Below are 16,431 nucleotides of genomic sequence, written 5' to 3'. Positions count from 1 at the left end.
GAAAGTTTTAAAACAAACATTAAGTTTTTAGATGTAAACGCTCTAATTTTTAATTAAACAGCATTATTGTAGCTAGTGGACTGTTCATCTTTCGCCAACATAATTATGTGCGACTAGATGTATTTTTAATTCTAATTTGTATGTTTAGGTTTATGAATGTACTCGATTTTAAAATCACTTACGAAACATACGAAAATATAAATGAGCTATCTTTGGAAGATAAGTTGTTGTGTATAAGGGCTGAAGAAGCTTTACAGAGCTCGTACTCACCATATTCTAAATTTAAGGTTGGTACAGCTATTCAGCTTGCCGATGGAGAAATCGTTTTAGGGAGCAATCAGGAAAATGTGGCTTATCCATCTGGTTTATGTGCCGAAAGAGTAGCCTTATTCGCTATCGGCTCCGCTAAACCTAAAGCCCTGGTAAAAACAATGGCTATCACTGCTTACACTGAAAACTTCACGATTAAGAATCCAGTTACTTCTTGTGGTGCTTGCCTACAGGTGATGGCAGAATTTGAGCAGAAACAAAAATCACCAATTGAAGTGATCTTCTATTGCCTAAACGGACAGGTAATTAAGGTAAAAGGTATCAAAAGTTTATTGCCGTTTGTATTTGTAGAAGATAGGTTGGCAAATGCTACCTAACGTTTAGTGCCTGTTTTGCGTAAATATTGTCGGTCTGCACAAAATCAGGGTTCATGGCAAAGGCTTTTCTAAGTTCATCTCTGTAGTAGGGTGTCCAAAGTTGTACCTTTAAACCCGCCCTTTGTGCTGCGGCTACCGTTTCTTTGGTTACGGAAGGATCTGTATAGTTGCAACTTAAACCCTCATATCCCAGTCGAACGGCATTAGCTATTTTTTGTGGCATGGGCTCGTACCTCATAAAACAAGTGGTGATGTTTCTGGTTGATGGAAATGATTTTAATCTAGTGCAAAATAACTGGCTATCAACTTCTACTAAAGTTTTGTCTGTATGTCTGTAATTTTCGAAAATGCTAGCCAAGCTTGCTGCTAATTGGGTTAAATAACCGTTTCTATCTCCGTGAAGTCTGAATGTGGCGGCGCTAAAAGAAACTTTAATATCTAACGAAATGTAAACTCCTGGACCATTATTGTTCCAACTCAAAATTTCTGCTAGTTTATAAATGTGATCTTGTTTTGTTTGATGGCAAATTCTCACTTGTTCAATTTCAATATCTCGCATTTTAGGAATGGTGTCTTGGGAGTTGCTGTTACAAACATACCCTTTCAAACTAGCGTTATGCCATATCCAGGGTGTACCATCTAGGCTCATCTGAATATCTAATTCTGCACCATCTAACCTATTTACGGCACTTTTAATAGACGGAAGTGTGTTTTCGATCAGTAGGTCATTGTAATTGTTGTTACCACTCCCTTTGTGCCCTAAAAAATTAGTGGCGGTTTCAATTGGTTCTGGTTTACCGCAAGAATTCGTAAGTGTAACTAAGCCTGCTAAAACAAAAAGAATGGAAATTATACGACTAAAACCAATGAGCATTGCAGGAACTAAACGATTAAACCTTATAGTTGTAAAGTTATGTATTTTGAATACAAGTTTTTACAATCTGAATATTAAGTTTTTCACAGGTAGATGCGAGTGTTAACCAAGGATGTCGTTTTTACATAGGTAGATACGGTCGCTAACATAAGCAGGTGAGAATGCTATTGCATAGCTTTAGGTTACTCCTTTTATCTCTAAAAGCGTGCCGATTATTGAATAATTGAGTTTTTTAATTAAAAGTTGGATTTAATTTTACTAAGTGTATTTTTTCCGTGGTAATTTTTCCCCGAAGGCACAAAAAAGGGGTTTTCTTTTCCTAAACTTTATATCTTTAAAACCTGAAGATCTAAACTGAATATAAAATGATAAAACTTAGAGCCTTAATGCTGGCAACCTTGTGTGCATTATTTTTAGCGTGCAACAACAACAAAGCTGATCTAGTGGTTTTCAATGCAAAAATTTATACGGTTAATGATGGATTTGAGGTGGTAGAGGCGATGGCTATCAAAGATGGGAAGATTGTAGCATTGGGTAGTTCGCAAGATATCAAGGTAACATATCCTGCCAAGGAAGAAATTGATGCACAGGGTAAACCGATTTATCCAGGTTTTATCGATTCGCATGCGCATTTCTTTAATTATGCTGAGAGTTTAAATAACGCTAACTTAACAGAAGCAAAATCATGGAACGAAGTATTATCTCGATTAGTTGACTTTGCTAAAACCCAGCCAGAAGGTTGGTTAACTGGTAGGGGTTGGGACCAAAATGATTGGCCTGATAAAAAATTCCCGACGAAGGAAAAGCTAGATGAATTATTTCCAGACAGACCTGTATTGCTCACTCGTATCGACGGCCACGCTGCTATTGCTAATCAGAAAGCATTGGACGAAGCTGGAGTAACCAAGGCTTATGAGCTAACCGGTGGCGAATTTATTGCCGAAAATGGAAAACTTACGGGCGTTTTAATAGATAATGCTGTGGATGTAGTTGGCAAAAAAAGTACGGCTATTACGAAGGAAAAGATGCTGAAGTTACTTAAACAGGCGCAAGAGAATTGTTTTGCCGTTGGTTTAACTACAATTGTTGATTGTGGTTTAGATTATGACGATGTTGAAGGTATCGAAAAACTTCAATCTAAAGATGACTTAAAGATGCGCTTTTACGTAATGTTGTCTGATAATGAAGAAAACTTCGATTATTTAGTGAAACGCGGTGCGATAAAGACTGATAGGTTAAATGTACGTTCATTTAAGGTTTATGCAGATGGCGCTTTAGGCTCAAGAGGTGCTTGCTTGTTACATCCTTATAGTGATATGCCTAACAAGAAGGGCTTTTTGTTGAGCGATTTGTCTCATTTCGAAAAGGTAGCAAAAAAATTAAACGAACACAATTTTCAAATGTGCACACATGCCATTGGCGACTCTGCAAATCGTGCCATTTTGAAAATTTATAATCAGGTTCTAGGTGCTGATAACGATAAACGTTGGCGCATAGAACATGCCCAGGTTGTTAATCAGAGCGATTTCAATTTGTTCGGAAGTGCAAAGATAATTCCTTCTGTGCAACCAACGCATGCAACTTCAGATATGTATTGGGCTGGATATAGGTTAGGTAAAGAGCGAGTAAAAGGCGCTTATGCCTACAAACAATTATTGCAACAAAATGGTTGGATAGCCTTAGGAACTGATTTTCCTGTAGAACAGATTAGTCCAATGCTAACATTTTATGCGGCTACAATGAGAAAAGATGCGAATGATTTTCCAAAAAATGGTTATCAAATGGAAAATGCACTTACCGCACAAGAAACCTTAAGAGGGATGACTATTTGGGGAGCAAAAGCAAATTTTGAGGAAAAGGAGAAAGGCAGTTTGGAAGTGGGCAAGTTTGCAGATTTCGTAGTCATGGAAAACGATTTAATGAATGCCAACGCTAAGCAAATTTTACAGAATAAAGTAATTAAAACATACGTTAATGGAGAGAAAGTTTATGAGGGAATGGTGATTTCTAAAAATAAAAAATAATAATCCAGCCGATTGCCATAACTTTATCAAAGAACCAAAATCAATTTAGAATAATGAGAAAAAATAGTTTGATGGGCATTTTTGCCATTTGTCTAACTGCTGTGCTAACCGTAACTGCTTGCGCACAAGATCACAAGCACAACCAAAGTCGCTTAAACAAAATTAATGATGCCGTAAATGGTACAGTGTTGCTCAACAATTATCAAAAATTTATTCCAATTGTAGGTTTGGCCGAGAAGCGAATTGTTTCTATTAATCTAGGTTATAAAAATCAAATTGGTTTTGATAGTTTGTTGAATAAATACGCAGCGGTAACTTCGCTAAACGCTGCTAAATATGCCGATTCGGCAACTTTAAATGACTTAGAAGACGATATCAAATTCTACAATACCATAATTGTAGCTGTAAATCAGGAGATGGCGAAAAATGGTAAGTATATGAACTTTATCACCAGTATAGCTAGAACTAAGGATGTAGTGATTTCGCTTTTTGGCAACGGTAATGCTTTGGCTTCTTTTGATCAGATCAACGCACCATTAGTTTGGAGCCCAGAAGACAATGAAGAAGCGGCGTTGGTAGCCCCTCAGTTTATTTTTGGAGGTATTGCCGCTAAACATTTGCTTACAAAAACTTATTCTACAAAATATACAAAAGGCACTGGTTACATTACAGAAGCAACCCGCTTGAAGTATACTGTACCGGAAGACGCAGGGGTGAATAGTGACGATTTAAGAGAAATAGCAACCATTGTTAACGAAGGTATCGCTAAGAAAGCTGCACCAGGTATGGTTATTTTGGTGGCAAAAGATGGCAAGGTAATCTACAATAAGGCTTTTGGTTATCATACTTATGATAATTTACAAGCAGATAACGTGACTGATATTTTTGATTTGGCATCAGTTACAAAAACTACTGCAACAACACCAAGTGTAATGCGTTTGGTAGAGCAGCAAAAGTTAAAATTAGATACTACCGTTGGTTCGTACATAGCAAAAGCTCGTAATACGCCAATGAACGGTACTTCTGTAAGAGATGTAATGCTGCATCAAGCAGGATTTATTTCTTATATTCCATTCCATAATTATGTGAAGGAAGGGGATTACAGTAGAGATTCATCTGCTGCTTACCCAACCAAAGTGGCTGACAATTACTACATCAAAAAGGGGTTTTTTAATGATTTTATGTGGCCTAAGATGTTGAACTCGCCTATTAAAACTAAGGGAAGTTATGTGTATAGCGATATCAGTATGTATGTGATGCAAGACATTGTAGAACATATTTCTGAAATGCCTGAAGATGAATATGTGCAAAAGAATTTTTATATCCCATTGGGGATGCAGACCACAGGATACTTGCCAAGAAATAGATTCCCGAAAAATAGAATTGTACCAACGGAAGATGATAAAGTATTTAGAAAAACATTATTAGAAGGTTATGTGCACGATCAGGGAGCTGCGTTAAAGGGTGGTGTTGCAGGTCACGCCGGTTTGTTCGGTACGGCTAATGACATGGCTATCTACAATCAGATGTTGTTAAATAAAGGAACTTATGGAGGCGAGCAATATTTTACGCCGCAAACTGTAGAAATGTTTACCAGCAAACAATCTAACATTAGTAGAAGAGGTTTGGGGTTTGATAGACACGATCCCGATTTGACGAAGAAATATCCATCAGAACTCGCATCTTCACAAACTTTTGGGCATACTGGTTACACGGGCATTGGTGTTTGGACAGATCCTTCGCGTAATATGATTTATGTGATTTTATCGAACAGGGTACATCCAACCGTAAGTGAAATGTTAGGCAGGTTAAACATCCGTCCGCGTATACAAGATGTTGTTAACAGAGCGATAGATAAAGGGAAGAAATAGAAGCAGTTATTTTTAGAAGAATTCAGACTTCCGGAGTTTTTTTAACTTCGGAAGTCTTTTTTTTAAGCAGAATTTTGTTGCCTTCGTAGCAGTAGCCTTTGTTAAATAAACCCTATTGTAGCGAACACGAAGCCAAGCGCAGTGCAGGCGAAGTAAAGCGAAAAGAGGGGCTGAAGTAGCCAAGATTTACTGGCTCACATTTCCTATTTCTTTAAAAAATCAATCAATTTCTGCATGGCCAAAGCCCTGTGGCTAATTTTGTTCTTTTCGCTCATATCCATCTCCGCAAACGTGATATCGTAGCCATTTGGCTGAAAAATAGGATCGTAGCCAAAGCCGTTGGTGCCGCTCGGAGCTATTGTGATAGTGCCTTCAATTATTCCCTCAAATAAATGATTTTCGCCGTTTTGGAGCAGCGAAATCACAGTCTTAAATCTTGCTTTTCGATTAGTTTGCCCTTCCATGTTTTTTAGCAGCAGCTGAAGGTTGGTTGTGTCATTTTTAACGCCACTGTATCTGGCCGAATAAATACCTGGTTCGTTATTCAGTGCTTCAACCTCCAAACCGCTATCATCTGCAAAGCAATCTAAACCGAAGTTTTCGAATACGTAGGTGCTTTTTAAAGTTGCGTTTTCTGCAAAGGTGTCGCCTGTCTCGGGAATATCTACCAAACAATTGATGTCTTTAAGGTTTAAAACCTCGTAATTGGGTGCTAAAATTTTAGCTACTTCTTCTGTTTTGTGTTGGTTGTTGGTGGCAAATACCAATTGGTTGATCATATAGTCAGTTGTTTTAAAGTGCCCCAAAGTGATTTCTTGGCATTTAAGTCAGTATCAAGATCGTGCAAGTTGTGGGTAAAGATCATTCTTACCTCATTGAGTTCATTTAGCTGATGTAGTAATTGCTGTCCCAATCCCAAAGTTGGGGCCGAAACGCCAAAAGAGATGACCAACTTACAAGCAAAGAACGAATGAAGGTGCTCAAATCTTGCAGTATCGTAGGCTGAATAGTTTAACAAAGCAAAATCTGCGTTTTTTAGGTTGATAGACAAAACTAATTTACGAAGCAATTCCGTTCCTTGCGGTGTGCTTACGGGGTTTTGCGCATCATTTACCAAGATTAAGATGCTTTTTTCGTTTTTACCAAGATATTTAAAATCGAAATTAGATTGATAGGTTACTGCAGGTTCTTCAATTTTTGGCAGGCTAACGGCTGTTTCTTTAATTGTGCTTGTTAGTTGTTCGGTAGTAGCTTTTGGTACTTCTGAAATTGGTTTAACTGTCTCTGTGATTGGTTTTTCCATAGAAGAAATATCACCAGCTAAATAAACATCGTCGTTAAAAAATAATCGTAAAGCTTCGGCGTTATCTATAAGTTGGTTGCTATTCATATTTTATGGAAAAATTTCTGTTAAAATTAGTTAAATATCTTATTATAGCACCTTAAATTGTTACTTTTATCCATTAATTAATAAACGCATCTTTTGTGAAAAAAGCCTGTTTAGTTCTATTTTTTGCTGTTGCCGGAAATCTATTATTTGCACAAAATGTGGCTACCATAAACGGAAAACCAATTAGTAGCAAAGAATTTTTGTGGGTTTATCAAAAAAATCATGCTGGGCAAAATAGCTACAACTATAAAGATTTGACAGCCTATTTGGATCTGTATGTAAACTTTAAGCTAAAGGTTGCCGAGGCACGATTGCTAGGATTAGATACAGTTGAAGATTATAAGCAAGAAATTGCAGGTTACGAAGAAGCTTTAAAGGCTCAGAAGAAAGTTGCTGTTGATTCTCCAGAGTACGCTTTTATTATGAACGAATACCGAGAAGGCGTATTGATGTTTAATGTTTGTGAGCAGAAAATTTGGGGAAAAGCCCAAGAAGATACTGAACAACTGAAAACTTACTTTGCCAGCAACGAAAAAAAATATGAGGGCAAAGCTTTTGATGAGGTGAGGGGACAGGTGGTAGGAGATTATCAGCAACAGCTGGAAACCAATTGGATTAACAGTTTAAGGTCTAAATACAAGATAAAAATTAACCAAGCAGAGCTGAAGAAATTAGTGAAGCAATAGGCTATGATATTAGCTACTACGCTTAATAATTTTAACTTTGCGAATTATACAATAGAATTAGCATACTAATGAAGAAAATTTTATCAATAGCAAGTGCCTTAATGTGCTTGTTTTTGAATGTAGAGAGTGTTAAAGCGCAACCAAAACCAAATTTGGATAAGGTAGTGGCGGTAGTAGGAAGCAATATTATCTTGTTGTCTGATTTGAACCAACAATATGCTATTTATCTAAATCAGGGTAACCCGACAGATCCAAGAGCTAAATGTTATTTTTTGCAGCAAATGTTGGTGCAAAAGCTTCTAAAACAACAAGCAGAAATTGACTCTATCGTTGTAGAAGAAAGTCAAGTTGATGATGAGTTGGATAAACGTATGCGTTATCAGGTTCAGCGTATGGGTGGACAGGAAAGATTAGAACAGTTCTTGCAAAAGTCTTTATTGCAATATAAAGATGAGATGCGGCCAGATATTAAGGAAGGTTTGATTGCACAAAAAATGCAAGCAAAAATTACAGAAAACACCACTGTTACACCTTTAGAAGTAAAAAAATATTTTGACACTTATCCTAAAGATAGTTTGCCAGATATTGGTGCAGAGGTTGAAGTTGGTGAAATTGTGCTACAGCCTAAATTAACCAAAGCCGAAAAACAAAAATACTACGATAAGCTAGATGCTATTCGCTTGCGTATAAAGAGTGGTGAAGATTTCGCTTTCTTAGCTAAAACTTATTCTGAAGATCCGGGTTCTGCTTCGGAAGGTGGAGATTATGGTTTTATCGACAGACAAACGATGGTGAAGGAATTTACCGCTTGGGCATTTAAGCTAAAAGCTGGAGAAATGTCACCAGTGTTTGAAACTGAATATGGTTATCATATTTTGCAAGTAATTGAGCGTAGAGGTGAGCAATCGCACGTGAGACACATTTTGGTTCGTCCTCAAAATACCCCTCAAAGTTTAGAGCGTACCAAATTAAAAGCAGATAGTATTTATCAAGATTTGGCTGATAAAAAGTATCCATTTGCAACTGGAGCTTCTTTATATTCAGACAATAAGGAAACGCAATACAATGGTGGTATGATGCTTTACGCCGATAACCAAACTGCAAGAACTACCTTAATGCCAGTAGAAAAATTAGATCCATCGGTGTTTGTGGTTATTGACACTATGAAAGTTGGAAGTATTTCGCAACCAGTAAAATTTAATGATCAGCAAAGTGGCAAAGAAGGCTATAAAATATTTTTCTTGAAATCTAAAATTGCACCACATAAAGCTAGTTTAGAACAAGATTATCCGAAATTTAAAGACCAAGCGCAGAAGGAAAAGGAATCTAAGGTGATGAGCGAATGGTTTGAAAAACGCAAAGAAACAACTTATATTAGAGTTGACGATGAGTTTGAAACTTGCGACGAATTGAAACTTTGGGTAAAAAAGGATAAAGAAAGCAAATAGCCAATGCAGTTTAAAAATGAGGTTGAAGCTGTTGATGCCCTGCATCAATCATTTAAAAATATACAAGCCGAAATAGGTAAGGTTGTAATTGGACAAGACGAAATTGTAAAATCAGTGCTCATTGCTATTTTTAGTAATGGGCACTGCTTGTTAGTAGGCGTTCCGGGCTTGGCTAAAACTTTATTGGTGCAAACAGTGGCGAATGTTTTAGACCTCGATTTTAACCGTATCCAGTTTACACCAGATTTAATGCCTAGCGATATTATAGGTGCCGAAATTTTAGGAGAAGACAGGCACTTCAAGTTTATCAAAGGCCCAATATTTTCTAATATTATTCTGGCGGATGAAATTAACCGTACCCCGCCTAAAACGCAAGCTGCATTATTAGAAGCGATGCAGGAAAAAGCAGTGACCGCTGCAGGTGTTACTCATGGTTTGCCTCAACCGTTTTTTGTACTGGCTACTCAAAATCCAATTGAGCAGGAGGGAACTTATCCTTTGCCAGAAGCACAATTAGATCGTTTTATGTTTAACATTTCGTTAGATTATCCAGCATTTGCTGATGAATTGACAATTGTAAAAAACACCACAAGCAATCAGAAAGTAGAGCTGCAGAAAATTATTACTGCAAGCGAAATTCAATATTTTCAGAAATTGATACGCAATATTCCTGTAACTGATAATGTGTTAGAGTACGCAGTAAAATTGGTAGCGAAAACGCGTCCGAATAGTGAGTTTGCAACTGCGGAAATTAACAATTTCATTTCTTGGGGTGCAGGTCCGAGGGCATCGCAGTTTTTAGTTTTGGGAGCTAAATGTCATGCTGCTATTTCTGGTAAGTACTCGCCAGACATTGAAGATGTACAAGCCGTAGCTGAGGCAATTTTGCGCCATAGAATTGTGCGTAACTATAGAGCAGAGGCCGAAGGCTTAACGACAGAACAAATCATCAGAAACCTTTTCTAATTATTATCATCTCGATGTATGCTTTTAGGTGTCAAAATTTTTGATGCTAGAGATTTCGTATATTTGCATTGGTATGAAAATTACGAGAAATACAGTCGCTAAAACGGAAATCAAAAAGCTTATTCATAGTTCGGAAGTAGCTTTGTCGCATACAGAAATACAAGCTGCTTTAAACGATTTGTGTGATAGGGTTACTATTTATCGGGTGCTGGATAGACTGGTGGAAGAGGGTGACATACATAGGATTGTAAATGTAGATGGTGTGATTAAGTATGCCGAATGCCACGACTGTGAAAAGCAACACCATCATAATCATGTTCATTTTAGTTGCGAAAAATGTAAGTCGGTAACTTGTTTGGATGATGTAGAACCAACTTTTAAGTTACCGAAGCAGTACCAAGTGAAGGAAGTAAACTTCACACTGTCGGGACTGTGCCCGAAGTGTTCTGGTTTATAAAATCAAAATTGTTGTAGTCTTCTTCGTGGATTTGCGACGATAAGATTATAGCTTAATCGCCAACTTTCCAATCGTAGTTCCAGATTCTAATTGTTCATGAGCTTGCTTCAAGGTTTCTGCCGAAAGTCCAGTTAGGGTTTGGGTTAACGTATGAACTAAAACTCCTTCGTCTATCAAATCAGCTACTTTATTTAAAATATGATGCTGCTCAATCATATCTTCGGTTTGGAAGGTAGAGCGGGTGTACATAAATTCCCAAGAGAAGCCAGCACTTTTAGTTTTCAGTTTGTTTAAAGCAATTGGCGTTGCGCTACCAGTAATAGAGGCAATATGGCCTTGAGGTTTGATTAACTCTACCATTTCGTCCCAATAAGCATTGGCATCTACAAAGTCTACTATAAAGTCTACGTATTGGAAACCTGCATTTCTTACTTCTTCTTGCAAGTTTTTATGGTTCACGACAACATCAGCTCCCATGCGTTTGCACCATTCAATACTTTCTGGTCTAGATGCAGTGGCGATAACGTTTAAGCCGGCAATCTTTTTTGCTAACTGAATAGCTATAGAACCTACGCCACCTGCCCCTGCAATAATCAGTAAGGTTTTACCTTTATCTTTTTCTGTACTGATACGAATTCTATCGAAAAGGATTTCCCAAGCGGTAAGTGTTGTAAGCGGCATTGCAGCGGCTTCTTCAATGCTTAAGCTTTTTGGTTTCTTGCCAACAATTCTTTCATCAATGAGTTGATATTCTGCGTTGCAGCCAGGTTTAGTAATATCGCCAGCGTAGTAAACCTCATCGCCAACTTTAAATAGAGATGCTTCACTGCCAATGGCTTCAACTACTCCGCAAGCATCCCAGCCAATAATTTTAGGTTCAGCAAGTTCAGTGTCTTTTAAAGCGTTTTGTCTAATTTTATAATCTACTGGATTTACTGCAATAGCATTTATTTTTACTAAAAGCTCGTGTCCTTGAGGGTTCGGTTTTTCGGTTTCAAAATCAATGAAACTGTTTGCTGCTGCTATGGGAAGGGAAGTTTTAAATCCTACTGCTTTCATGATGTTAAAGGTTTAAAACAAATTTAGTATCGGAAGTTAAATACCTTGTCATCATAAAGTTGTTTTATGCTAATTTTTAAGACACCCCGGTCTTCGACCACTCCTCTGGAAGAAGGGGATTGATTTGCATTTTCCTCCCGGCATGTCGTGAGGTGTCCATTGAGTGGGGTTTCGTTATAGCAGTACTTTTGTGTCATAAACCTGATTGCAATGGAAATCTTTTTTGTTGTGTCATCCGTTAGTTAACTAATTCTAATTAACAGACTTCTCCCTGCGTTCGAAATGACGATTGGACGAGCACAAAAAAAATTGAAATGTAAAGCAGGACTATCCGTAAATAGCAGTAAAATTTCTGCTTTTCAAATTTTATTTTTCGAAGTCTAGTCTTATAGAAAAAACGTTGCTGTAAAGGGCATCAGAACTATTGCCAACGTTTGTTAGGGCATAGTCTAGCGAGAAATTTTTGATTTTGATCCCTACGCCCATATTAGGTTGGTAGGTGTGTATCTGCTTTCCAGTAAAGTCAGTTGATTTTTGGATATTGCCTAGACCACCACGTAAAAAAATAGTTTTCTTAAAATCCACAGATAATCCGATAGTTGGGTCTGCACTGACAGGGTCCGCACTTACTAAAACATTTCTTTGCCCATCGGTAGTGAGATTAACATTAGTTTCGGCCATAATGTTAAATTTCTCGTTAATTGGTGTAGCATAGGCAGCACCTAAAACAATACGCGGATTGGTTGTTTCTGTTGAACTTTTGGGGATATCGTTGCCTGTTTGAGCGTAAACGGTAGAAAGTTTATCTGCGTTGTAGCTCCAAGAGTTGAAAGTTGAAGTAATGTCTTTACCAACGGCGGCTAAAATCCATTTGCCTTTTTTGTATTGAACGCCGGCATCTAAGCCGAAGCCCCAAGATTTGCCATACTCGCCAACCAAACGGTGTATCACTTTTACGTTGGCGCCGTAACTTAGCCCGTCGGTATTGCCAATACCATTTTTACCTTTCTTACGAGCGTAAGAGAAGATGAAAGCATAATCTGCCGCCGAAAATTTCTTTACCCTATCGTAATTGATATTCCCATCTGCATCAATTAATTCAGAAGTATCTGGAATATCATCTACTCCAAAACGCAATACTGATGCGCCAATTACAGCAGTATTATCTTGTACAGATGTTGCAAAAGCGCCATAATCGTATTTAGCGATACCCGCAAAATATTCTGAGTGCATAAAACTTGCTTGTCGCGGAGTTTCCATACGAGCTAAACCGGCAGGGTTCCAGTAGCCAGCTGTTACATCGTTAACATTTGCCACTACCGAGCCCGACATGCCAAATGCTGTAGAGCCAACGCCAATATTAAGGAACTCGTTGCTGTATTTTCTTTGGGCATTTGCCGAAGCCGCGAAAAAAGATAAGATAATAAGTAGCTGATACTTGCGCATGGTTTATGTTAAGCGACTCTCAATTTCATCAAATATAACCATAAAATCTACTTCTAGTTGGATTTTATAAAATTCGAGCACAGAAGTTAAATCGTAAGTGTTTTTTTCGGTAAAAGGATGCTCCCATAAGCGCATGCAAATGCGTTGTAAAGCATAGCTGATATTTTCTAATTTCTGATAACTGAGCAAATATCTACTGGATTTAAAGCTGTTGAAAAACTTGAAAAAATGCTCAGTATTTTCGATTTCGCACTTAGTTAAGAAGTTCGTTAAATCTTTGTCGTTAACTTTTTCGAGGTTATCGTAAAAAGCATTGATATTAATTTTTTGGTGTTCGATAAGAAGATGGTCTAACAAAAGTTCAACCCCGATATGTGCTAAAAAAGAAGGTCGCACAACGCTATCTTTTAAAATTGGAATTAGGAGTTGTTTGAGTTCCTGCATCTTTTCATTAAAAAATGTTGAGGAGTGAAAAATCAAATCTACCTCCAGATGTCTTTTCCAACCTTCGAGCAACGTATCTAAACCATCTTTTTCAAAAAGTTCAGCGTGTTTTTCTGGATGGGCATTCCAAGTTTTGTTTGCATTTTTCAAAAGATCGGGCAAAATAGTACCTAACACAATATTTGCGTTTGGTGTGTTTCTGTCGAAATAAAAATGCGAAAGGAAGTTCATATTGTAAATATAGCCATCTTAATTTAGTAGTTCATTAATTCATTGGTTCAATTGTTCATAGTTGATAGTTAATAGAGGGAAGTTAGATAGTTCATTGGCTGAATTTTGGCAGATGACTTTAAGAAATTCGATCTCTTTTAGCTTTCGCCTTTAAAAACTATCTTTGTGCCCTAAAATCGTTTAAAAAATGACAAATTTTGTAGAAGAGTTACGTTGGAGAGGCATGTTGCACGACATTATGCCTAATACTGAAGAGAAACTAAATGAAGGTATGACTTCTGGTTATATTGGTTTTGATCCGACAGCTGATTCGCTACATGTTGGTCATTTAACGCAAATCATGACTTTAATCCATTTTCAAAGAGCTGGGCACAAGCCTTTTGCTTTAGTTGGTGGCGCTACGGGTATGGTTGGCGATCCATCTGGTAAATCTGATGAGCGTAACTTACAAACGCCAGAAATGATTGAGCATAACCTCAAGGGAATGAAAACTCAGTTGGCCAAATTCTTAAAATTTGAGGATGCTGGCAATGGTGCGGTTATGGTAAACAACGCCGATTGGTTTAAGGATATGAACCTTTTTACGTTTATCAGAGATGTAGGTAAACACATTACCGTAAACTACATGATGGCGAAAGATAGTGTAAAAAGACGTTTGGAAGGCGATTCTGGTTTGTCTTTTACCGAGTTTTGCTACCAATTGATACAAGGTTATGATTTCTATTATTTATGGAAAAATAACAACTGTTTGGTGCAAATGGGTGGTTCGGATCAATGGGGAAATATTGTTACGGGAACTGAGTTGATCAGAAGAAAGGATCAAGGAACAGCTTACGCAATTACTACGCAGTTAATTAAAAAAGCGGATGGTACTAAATTTGGTAAGACTGAAAGTGGTGCAGTTTGGTTAGATCCTGCAAAAACTTCTCCATACAAATACTACCAATTTTGGTTAAATGCGTCTGATGATGATGTTAAAAAATGGATCAGGATTTTTACGCTAAAAACGCAAGTAGAAATTGAAGCTTTAGAAGTTGAACATGACGCAGCACCACATTTGCGGATTTTACAAAAAGCATTAGCTGAAGATATTACTGTAAAAACTCACTCGGAAGAGGCTTTGGAAACAGCTATCAAAACCTCAGAGTTTTTGTTCGGTAACGGCTCATTGGAGTTTTTAAATGGACTTAGCGCTGCAGAAGTATTAGATATTTTTGATGGTATTCCACAGTTTAAAATTTCAAAAGCTGATTTAGCTGCCGGAATAGATACGCCTTCTTTATTGGCAGAAAAAACAACCGTTTTCCCATCAAAAGGAGAAGTGAAAAAAACTCTACAAGGTGGTGGTTTAAGCATCAATAAAAATAAAGTAGCTGATTTAAATACAACTTTCTCTACCGAGAATTTGATAAATGATGAATTTTTGGTAGTTCAAAAAGGAAAGAAAAATTACTTTTTGATTATAGCAGAGTAATTTCTAATGATAAAAAGAGAGCCATATCTATTCTGATACGGCTTTTTTGTTTTATTGTACTAGCAGGTTGCAGCCTCTAATATCGGCATTGTCAAACCTGCCCATTATTTCAAATTGATTTTCTCCGTGTATTTTACCTAAATCTTGCGTAGCGATAAATGAACAAGAGTTGATGTTTGCTAAATCAATGACGTTGATGCCGCCAGTGATGTGCGTTGACGATAAGATACTCAAAGGATCGGAAGTGTCTCTTAATAAAATTTTCATCCAAGGTGGACATTCAAAAATGCCGTTGCCTTTTGAGTAACCCTGAGACAGCAATTCTGTCATTCCGTATTCGCTATGAATATGCTTTACACCAAAAGATGCACAAAGCAGTTGATGAAGCTCGGCACGTACCATTTCTTTTCTTTTGCCTTTCATACCACCGGTTTCCATTACAATAAGTTCGGGGAAATTAATTTGATATTGCTCTGTAAAATCTAGCAAGGCATAAGTAACCCCAATTAGCAAAGTTTTTTGTTTTGCCGATTTCAGCTTCTCCAAAACTTGATGAAGTTCTTCGTGATTATGAAGGAAATATCCGCTTTTAGGATGCGTGCTTTGCTTTAGCAAGTCATCAACCATATAGATTAAAGAAGAACCATCTCGCTCTAAATAGGACGGAAGCAGGGCTAAGATGCAATAATCATCGGCTTTGCCATAAAATGATTCGAATGCCTTGTTGTAGCTCTGCTCATAGATAGACAAATCTTGAACCAAGTGTTTGCTGGTAATCTGTCCAGTAGTTCCAGAACTGCTGAAAGTGATTTCTACTGGTTTATTTGAAGAAGTAACCGAGTGGGACTTGAAAAAACTGATTGGTAAAAATGGAATTTCGGTATAACTATCAATTTTTTTGGGATCGATTTTTAGATGTGAAATGTACTGTCTGTAGATGTCACAATTTTCCGCTTGATGTTGGAAAACACTTAATGCAACATCGTTAAATTTGCGGTCGTTGCTAATAGAAAAAATTTGCCCAGTACTGATATTCACTGGGCAAAAATACAATTTTTATTGATTAAGCTTTGGCTTTAGATTTAATGGTTGACTTTCTAAAATGGTAGCCGCATAAACCACTAATTCCAGCTGCCAGTCCGCCAATAATTGCTGTTACAGCCAAAATTGCTGGCCAAACCTTTAAACCGAACATTTCAGAAACACGCCCAGCTAAAATGTGATTATTAGGAAAACTTTTGTACAAAGCCATCGCTGTCCATAATACTAAGATTGCAAAAAATGGCTGCCAAAATGAAATTTTGCTAGTTTTTCCTATAATGCCACAGGTTGCAAATGATACTACAATAATTGTCCACCAAGGAAAAAAGCTTTGTAGCACAAAAGATAGAATAAGTATAACTATAAAAACCAT

General features: G+C 37.3%; 16 protein-coding genes. 8 read left to right on the top strand and 8 right to left on the bottom strand.

Going from position 1 to position 16,431, the window contains the following annotated elements; translation table 11 throughout:
• The first annotated feature begins 140 nt into the window (after positions 1 to 140).
• Entirely contained in the window at positions 141 to 647 is a 507-nt protein-coding gene (locus AC23ME_RS09665; RefSeq protein WP_487727553.1) for a cytidine deaminase, read from the top strand.
• Here the strand turns inward: AC23ME_RS09665 and AC23ME_RS09660 are convergent.
• Positions 640 to 1,521 (bottom strand): glycerophosphodiester phosphodiesterase, encoded by an 882-nt coding sequence (locus AC23ME_RS09660; RefSeq protein WP_487727552.1) that lies wholly within the window; start codon positions 1,519 to 1,521, stop codon positions 640 to 642. The genes AC23ME_RS09665 and AC23ME_RS09660 overlap by 8 nt on opposite strands.
• 365 nt (positions 1,522 to 1,886) lie before the next feature.
• On the opposite strand from AC23ME_RS09660, the gene AC23ME_RS09655 reads away from it, so the two are divergent.
• Both AC23ME_RS09655 and AC23ME_RS09650 read left to right on the top strand, forming a co-directional pair.
• On the top strand, positions 1,887 to 3,545 hold the full coding sequence (locus AC23ME_RS09655) for an amidohydrolase (protein ID WP_487727551.1): 1,659 nt from the start codon (positions 1,887 to 1,889) through the stop codon (positions 3,543 to 3,545).
• A 53-nt stretch (positions 3,546 to 3,598) separates the two neighbouring features.
• Positions 3,599 to 5,416, top strand: a complete 1,818-nt coding sequence (locus AC23ME_RS09650) for a serine hydrolase domain-containing protein (RefSeq protein WP_487727550.1) — start codon at positions 3,599 to 3,601, stop codon at positions 5,414 to 5,416.
• A gap of 203 nt (positions 5,417 to 5,619) precedes the next feature.
• Here the strand turns inward: AC23ME_RS09650 and AC23ME_RS09645 are convergent, their stop codons facing one another.
• On the bottom strand, positions 5,620 to 6,192 hold the full coding sequence (locus tag AC23ME_RS09645; RefSeq protein WP_487727748.1) for a non-canonical purine NTP diphosphatase: 573 nt from the start codon (positions 6,190 to 6,192) through the stop codon (positions 5,620 to 5,622).
• Positions 6,192 to 6,806: a hypothetical protein gene (locus tag AC23ME_RS09640; protein ID WP_487727549.1), complete on the bottom strand. Its 615-nt coding sequence runs from the start codon at positions 6,804 to 6,806 to the stop codon at positions 6,192 to 6,194. The genes AC23ME_RS09645 and AC23ME_RS09640 overlap by 1 nt, the downstream gene beginning before the upstream one ends.
• Before the next feature lie 95 nt (positions 6,807 to 6,901).
• On the opposite strand from AC23ME_RS09640, the gene AC23ME_RS09635 reads away from it, so the two are divergent.
• The 4 genes from AC23ME_RS09635 to AC23ME_RS09620 all read left to right on the top strand — a co-directional run bounded on the left by AC23ME_RS09635 (position 6,902) and on the right by AC23ME_RS09620 (position 10,363).
• Positions 6,902 to 7,492 carry a hypothetical protein gene (locus tag AC23ME_RS09635; protein ID WP_487727548.1) on the top strand — a complete coding sequence of 197 codons (591 nt, stop codon included), beginning with the start codon at positions 6,902 to 6,904 and terminating at the stop codon, positions 7,490 to 7,492.
• Positions 7,493 to 7,560: 68 nt separating this feature from the next.
• A complete protein-coding gene (locus tag AC23ME_RS09630; protein WP_487727547.1) occupies positions 7,561 to 8,940 on the top strand; it encodes a peptidylprolyl isomerase in 1,380 nt (459 codons plus the stop codon).
• Positions 8,941 to 8,943: 3 nt separating this feature from the next.
• Positions 8,944 to 9,906, top strand: a complete 963-nt coding sequence (locus tag AC23ME_RS09625) for an AAA family ATPase (RefSeq protein WP_487727546.1) — start codon at positions 8,944 to 8,946, stop codon at positions 9,904 to 9,906.
• Positions 9,907 to 9,979: 73 nt separating this feature from the next.
• Positions 9,980 to 10,363, top strand: coding sequence for a Fur family transcriptional regulator (locus AC23ME_RS09620; protein WP_487727545.1), 384 nt, complete (start codon positions 9,980 to 9,982; stop codon positions 10,361 to 10,363).
• A 45-nt stretch (positions 10,364 to 10,408) separates the two neighbouring features.
• Here AC23ME_RS09620 and AC23ME_RS09615 read toward each other — a convergent pair whose 3' ends face one another.
• The 3 genes from AC23ME_RS09615 to AC23ME_RS09605 all read right to left on the bottom strand — a co-directional run bounded on the left by AC23ME_RS09615 (position 10,409) and on the right by AC23ME_RS09605 (position 13,543).
• Positions 10,409 to 11,422 (bottom strand): zinc-binding alcohol dehydrogenase family protein, encoded by a 1,014-nt coding sequence (locus tag AC23ME_RS09615; protein WP_487727544.1) that lies wholly within the window; start codon positions 11,420 to 11,422, stop codon positions 10,409 to 10,411.
• Positions 11,423 to 11,788: 366 nt separating this feature from the next.
• On the bottom strand, positions 11,789 to 12,868 hold the full coding sequence (locus AC23ME_RS09610) for a putative type IX sorting system protein PorV2 (RefSeq protein WP_487727543.1): 1,080 nt from the start codon (positions 12,866 to 12,868) through the stop codon (positions 11,789 to 11,791).
• A 3-nt stretch (positions 12,869 to 12,871) separates the two neighbouring features.
• Positions 12,872 to 13,543 carry an ACP phosphodiesterase gene (locus AC23ME_RS09605; protein WP_487727542.1) on the bottom strand — a complete coding sequence of 224 codons (672 nt, stop codon included), beginning with the start codon at positions 13,541 to 13,543 and terminating at the stop codon, positions 12,872 to 12,874.
• A 187-nt stretch (positions 13,544 to 13,730) separates the two neighbouring features.
• Here AC23ME_RS09605 and tyrS point away from each other — a divergent pair, with 187 nt between their 5' ends.
• Positions 13,731 to 15,017, top strand: a complete 1,287-nt coding sequence (gene tyrS, locus AC23ME_RS09600; RefSeq protein ID WP_487727541.1) for a tyrosine--tRNA ligase — start codon at positions 13,731 to 13,733, stop codon at positions 15,015 to 15,017.
• A gap of 51 nt (positions 15,018 to 15,068) precedes the next feature.
• On the opposite strand, the gene AC23ME_RS09595 is transcribed toward tyrS, so the two are convergent.
• Positions 15,069 to 16,055 (bottom strand): LuxE/PaaK family acyltransferase, encoded by a 987-nt coding sequence (locus AC23ME_RS09595; RefSeq protein WP_487727540.1) that lies wholly within the window; start codon positions 16,053 to 16,055, stop codon positions 15,069 to 15,071.
• A 25-nt stretch (positions 16,056 to 16,080) separates the two neighbouring features.
• On the bottom strand, positions 16,081 to 16,431 hold the full coding sequence (locus AC23ME_RS09590; RefSeq protein WP_487727539.1) for a hypothetical protein: 351 nt from the start codon (positions 16,429 to 16,431) through the stop codon (positions 16,081 to 16,083).

The organism is Pedobacter sp. T50_32, assembly GCF_057652195.1.
The sequence above is the reverse complement of the archived record's forward strand: the minus strand, read 5'-3'. Positions and strand labels throughout refer to the sequence as shown.

What these genes read in the sequence shown, in the direction of transcription:
- AC23ME_RS09660 (WP_487727552.1), bottom strand. Translation starts at nt 1,521, where the DNA reads ATGCTCATTGGTTTTAGTCGTATAATTTCCATTCTTTTTGTTTTAGCA.
- tyrS (WP_487727541.1), top strand. Translation starts at nt 13,731, where the DNA reads ATGACAAATTTTGTAGAAGAGTTACGTTGGAGAGGCATGTTGCACGAC.
- AC23ME_RS09650 (WP_487727550.1), top strand. Translation starts at nt 3,599, where the DNA reads ATGAGAAAAAATAGTTTGATGGGCATTTTTGCCATTTGTCTAACTGCT.
- AC23ME_RS09605 (WP_487727542.1), bottom strand. Translation starts at nt 13,543, where the DNA reads ATGAACTTCCTTTCGCATTTTTATTTCGACAGAAACACACCAAACGCA.
- AC23ME_RS09630 (WP_487727547.1), top strand. Translation starts at nt 7,561, where the DNA reads ATGAAGAAAATTTTATCAATAGCAAGTGCCTTAATGTGCTTGTTTTTG.
- AC23ME_RS09625 (WP_487727546.1), top strand. Translation starts at nt 8,944, where the DNA reads ATGCAGTTTAAAAATGAGGTTGAAGCTGTTGATGCCCTGCATCAATCA.
- AC23ME_RS09640 (WP_487727549.1), bottom strand. Translation starts at nt 6,806, where the DNA reads ATGAATAGCAACCAACTTATAGATAACGCCGAAGCTTTACGATTATTT.
- AC23ME_RS09620 (WP_487727545.1), top strand. Translation starts at nt 9,980, where the DNA reads ATGAAAATTACGAGAAATACAGTCGCTAAAACGGAAATCAAAAAGCTT.
- AC23ME_RS09615 (WP_487727544.1), bottom strand. Translation starts at nt 11,422, where the DNA reads ATGAAAGCAGTAGGATTTAAAACTTCCCTTCCCATAGCAGCAGCAAAC.
- AC23ME_RS09655 (WP_487727551.1), top strand. Translation starts at nt 1,887, where the DNA reads ATGATAAAACTTAGAGCCTTAATGCTGGCAACCTTGTGTGCATTATTT.
- AC23ME_RS09610 (WP_487727543.1), bottom strand. Translation starts at nt 12,868, where the DNA reads ATGCGCAAGTATCAGCTACTTATTATCTTATCTTTTTTCGCGGCTTCG.
- AC23ME_RS09590 (WP_487727539.1), bottom strand. Translation starts at nt 16,431, where the DNA reads ATGGTTTTTATAGTTATACTTATTCTATCTTTTGTGCTACAAAGCTTT.
- AC23ME_RS09665 (WP_487727553.1), top strand. Translation starts at nt 141, where the DNA reads ATGTTTAGGTTTATGAATGTACTCGATTTTAAAATCACTTACGAAACA.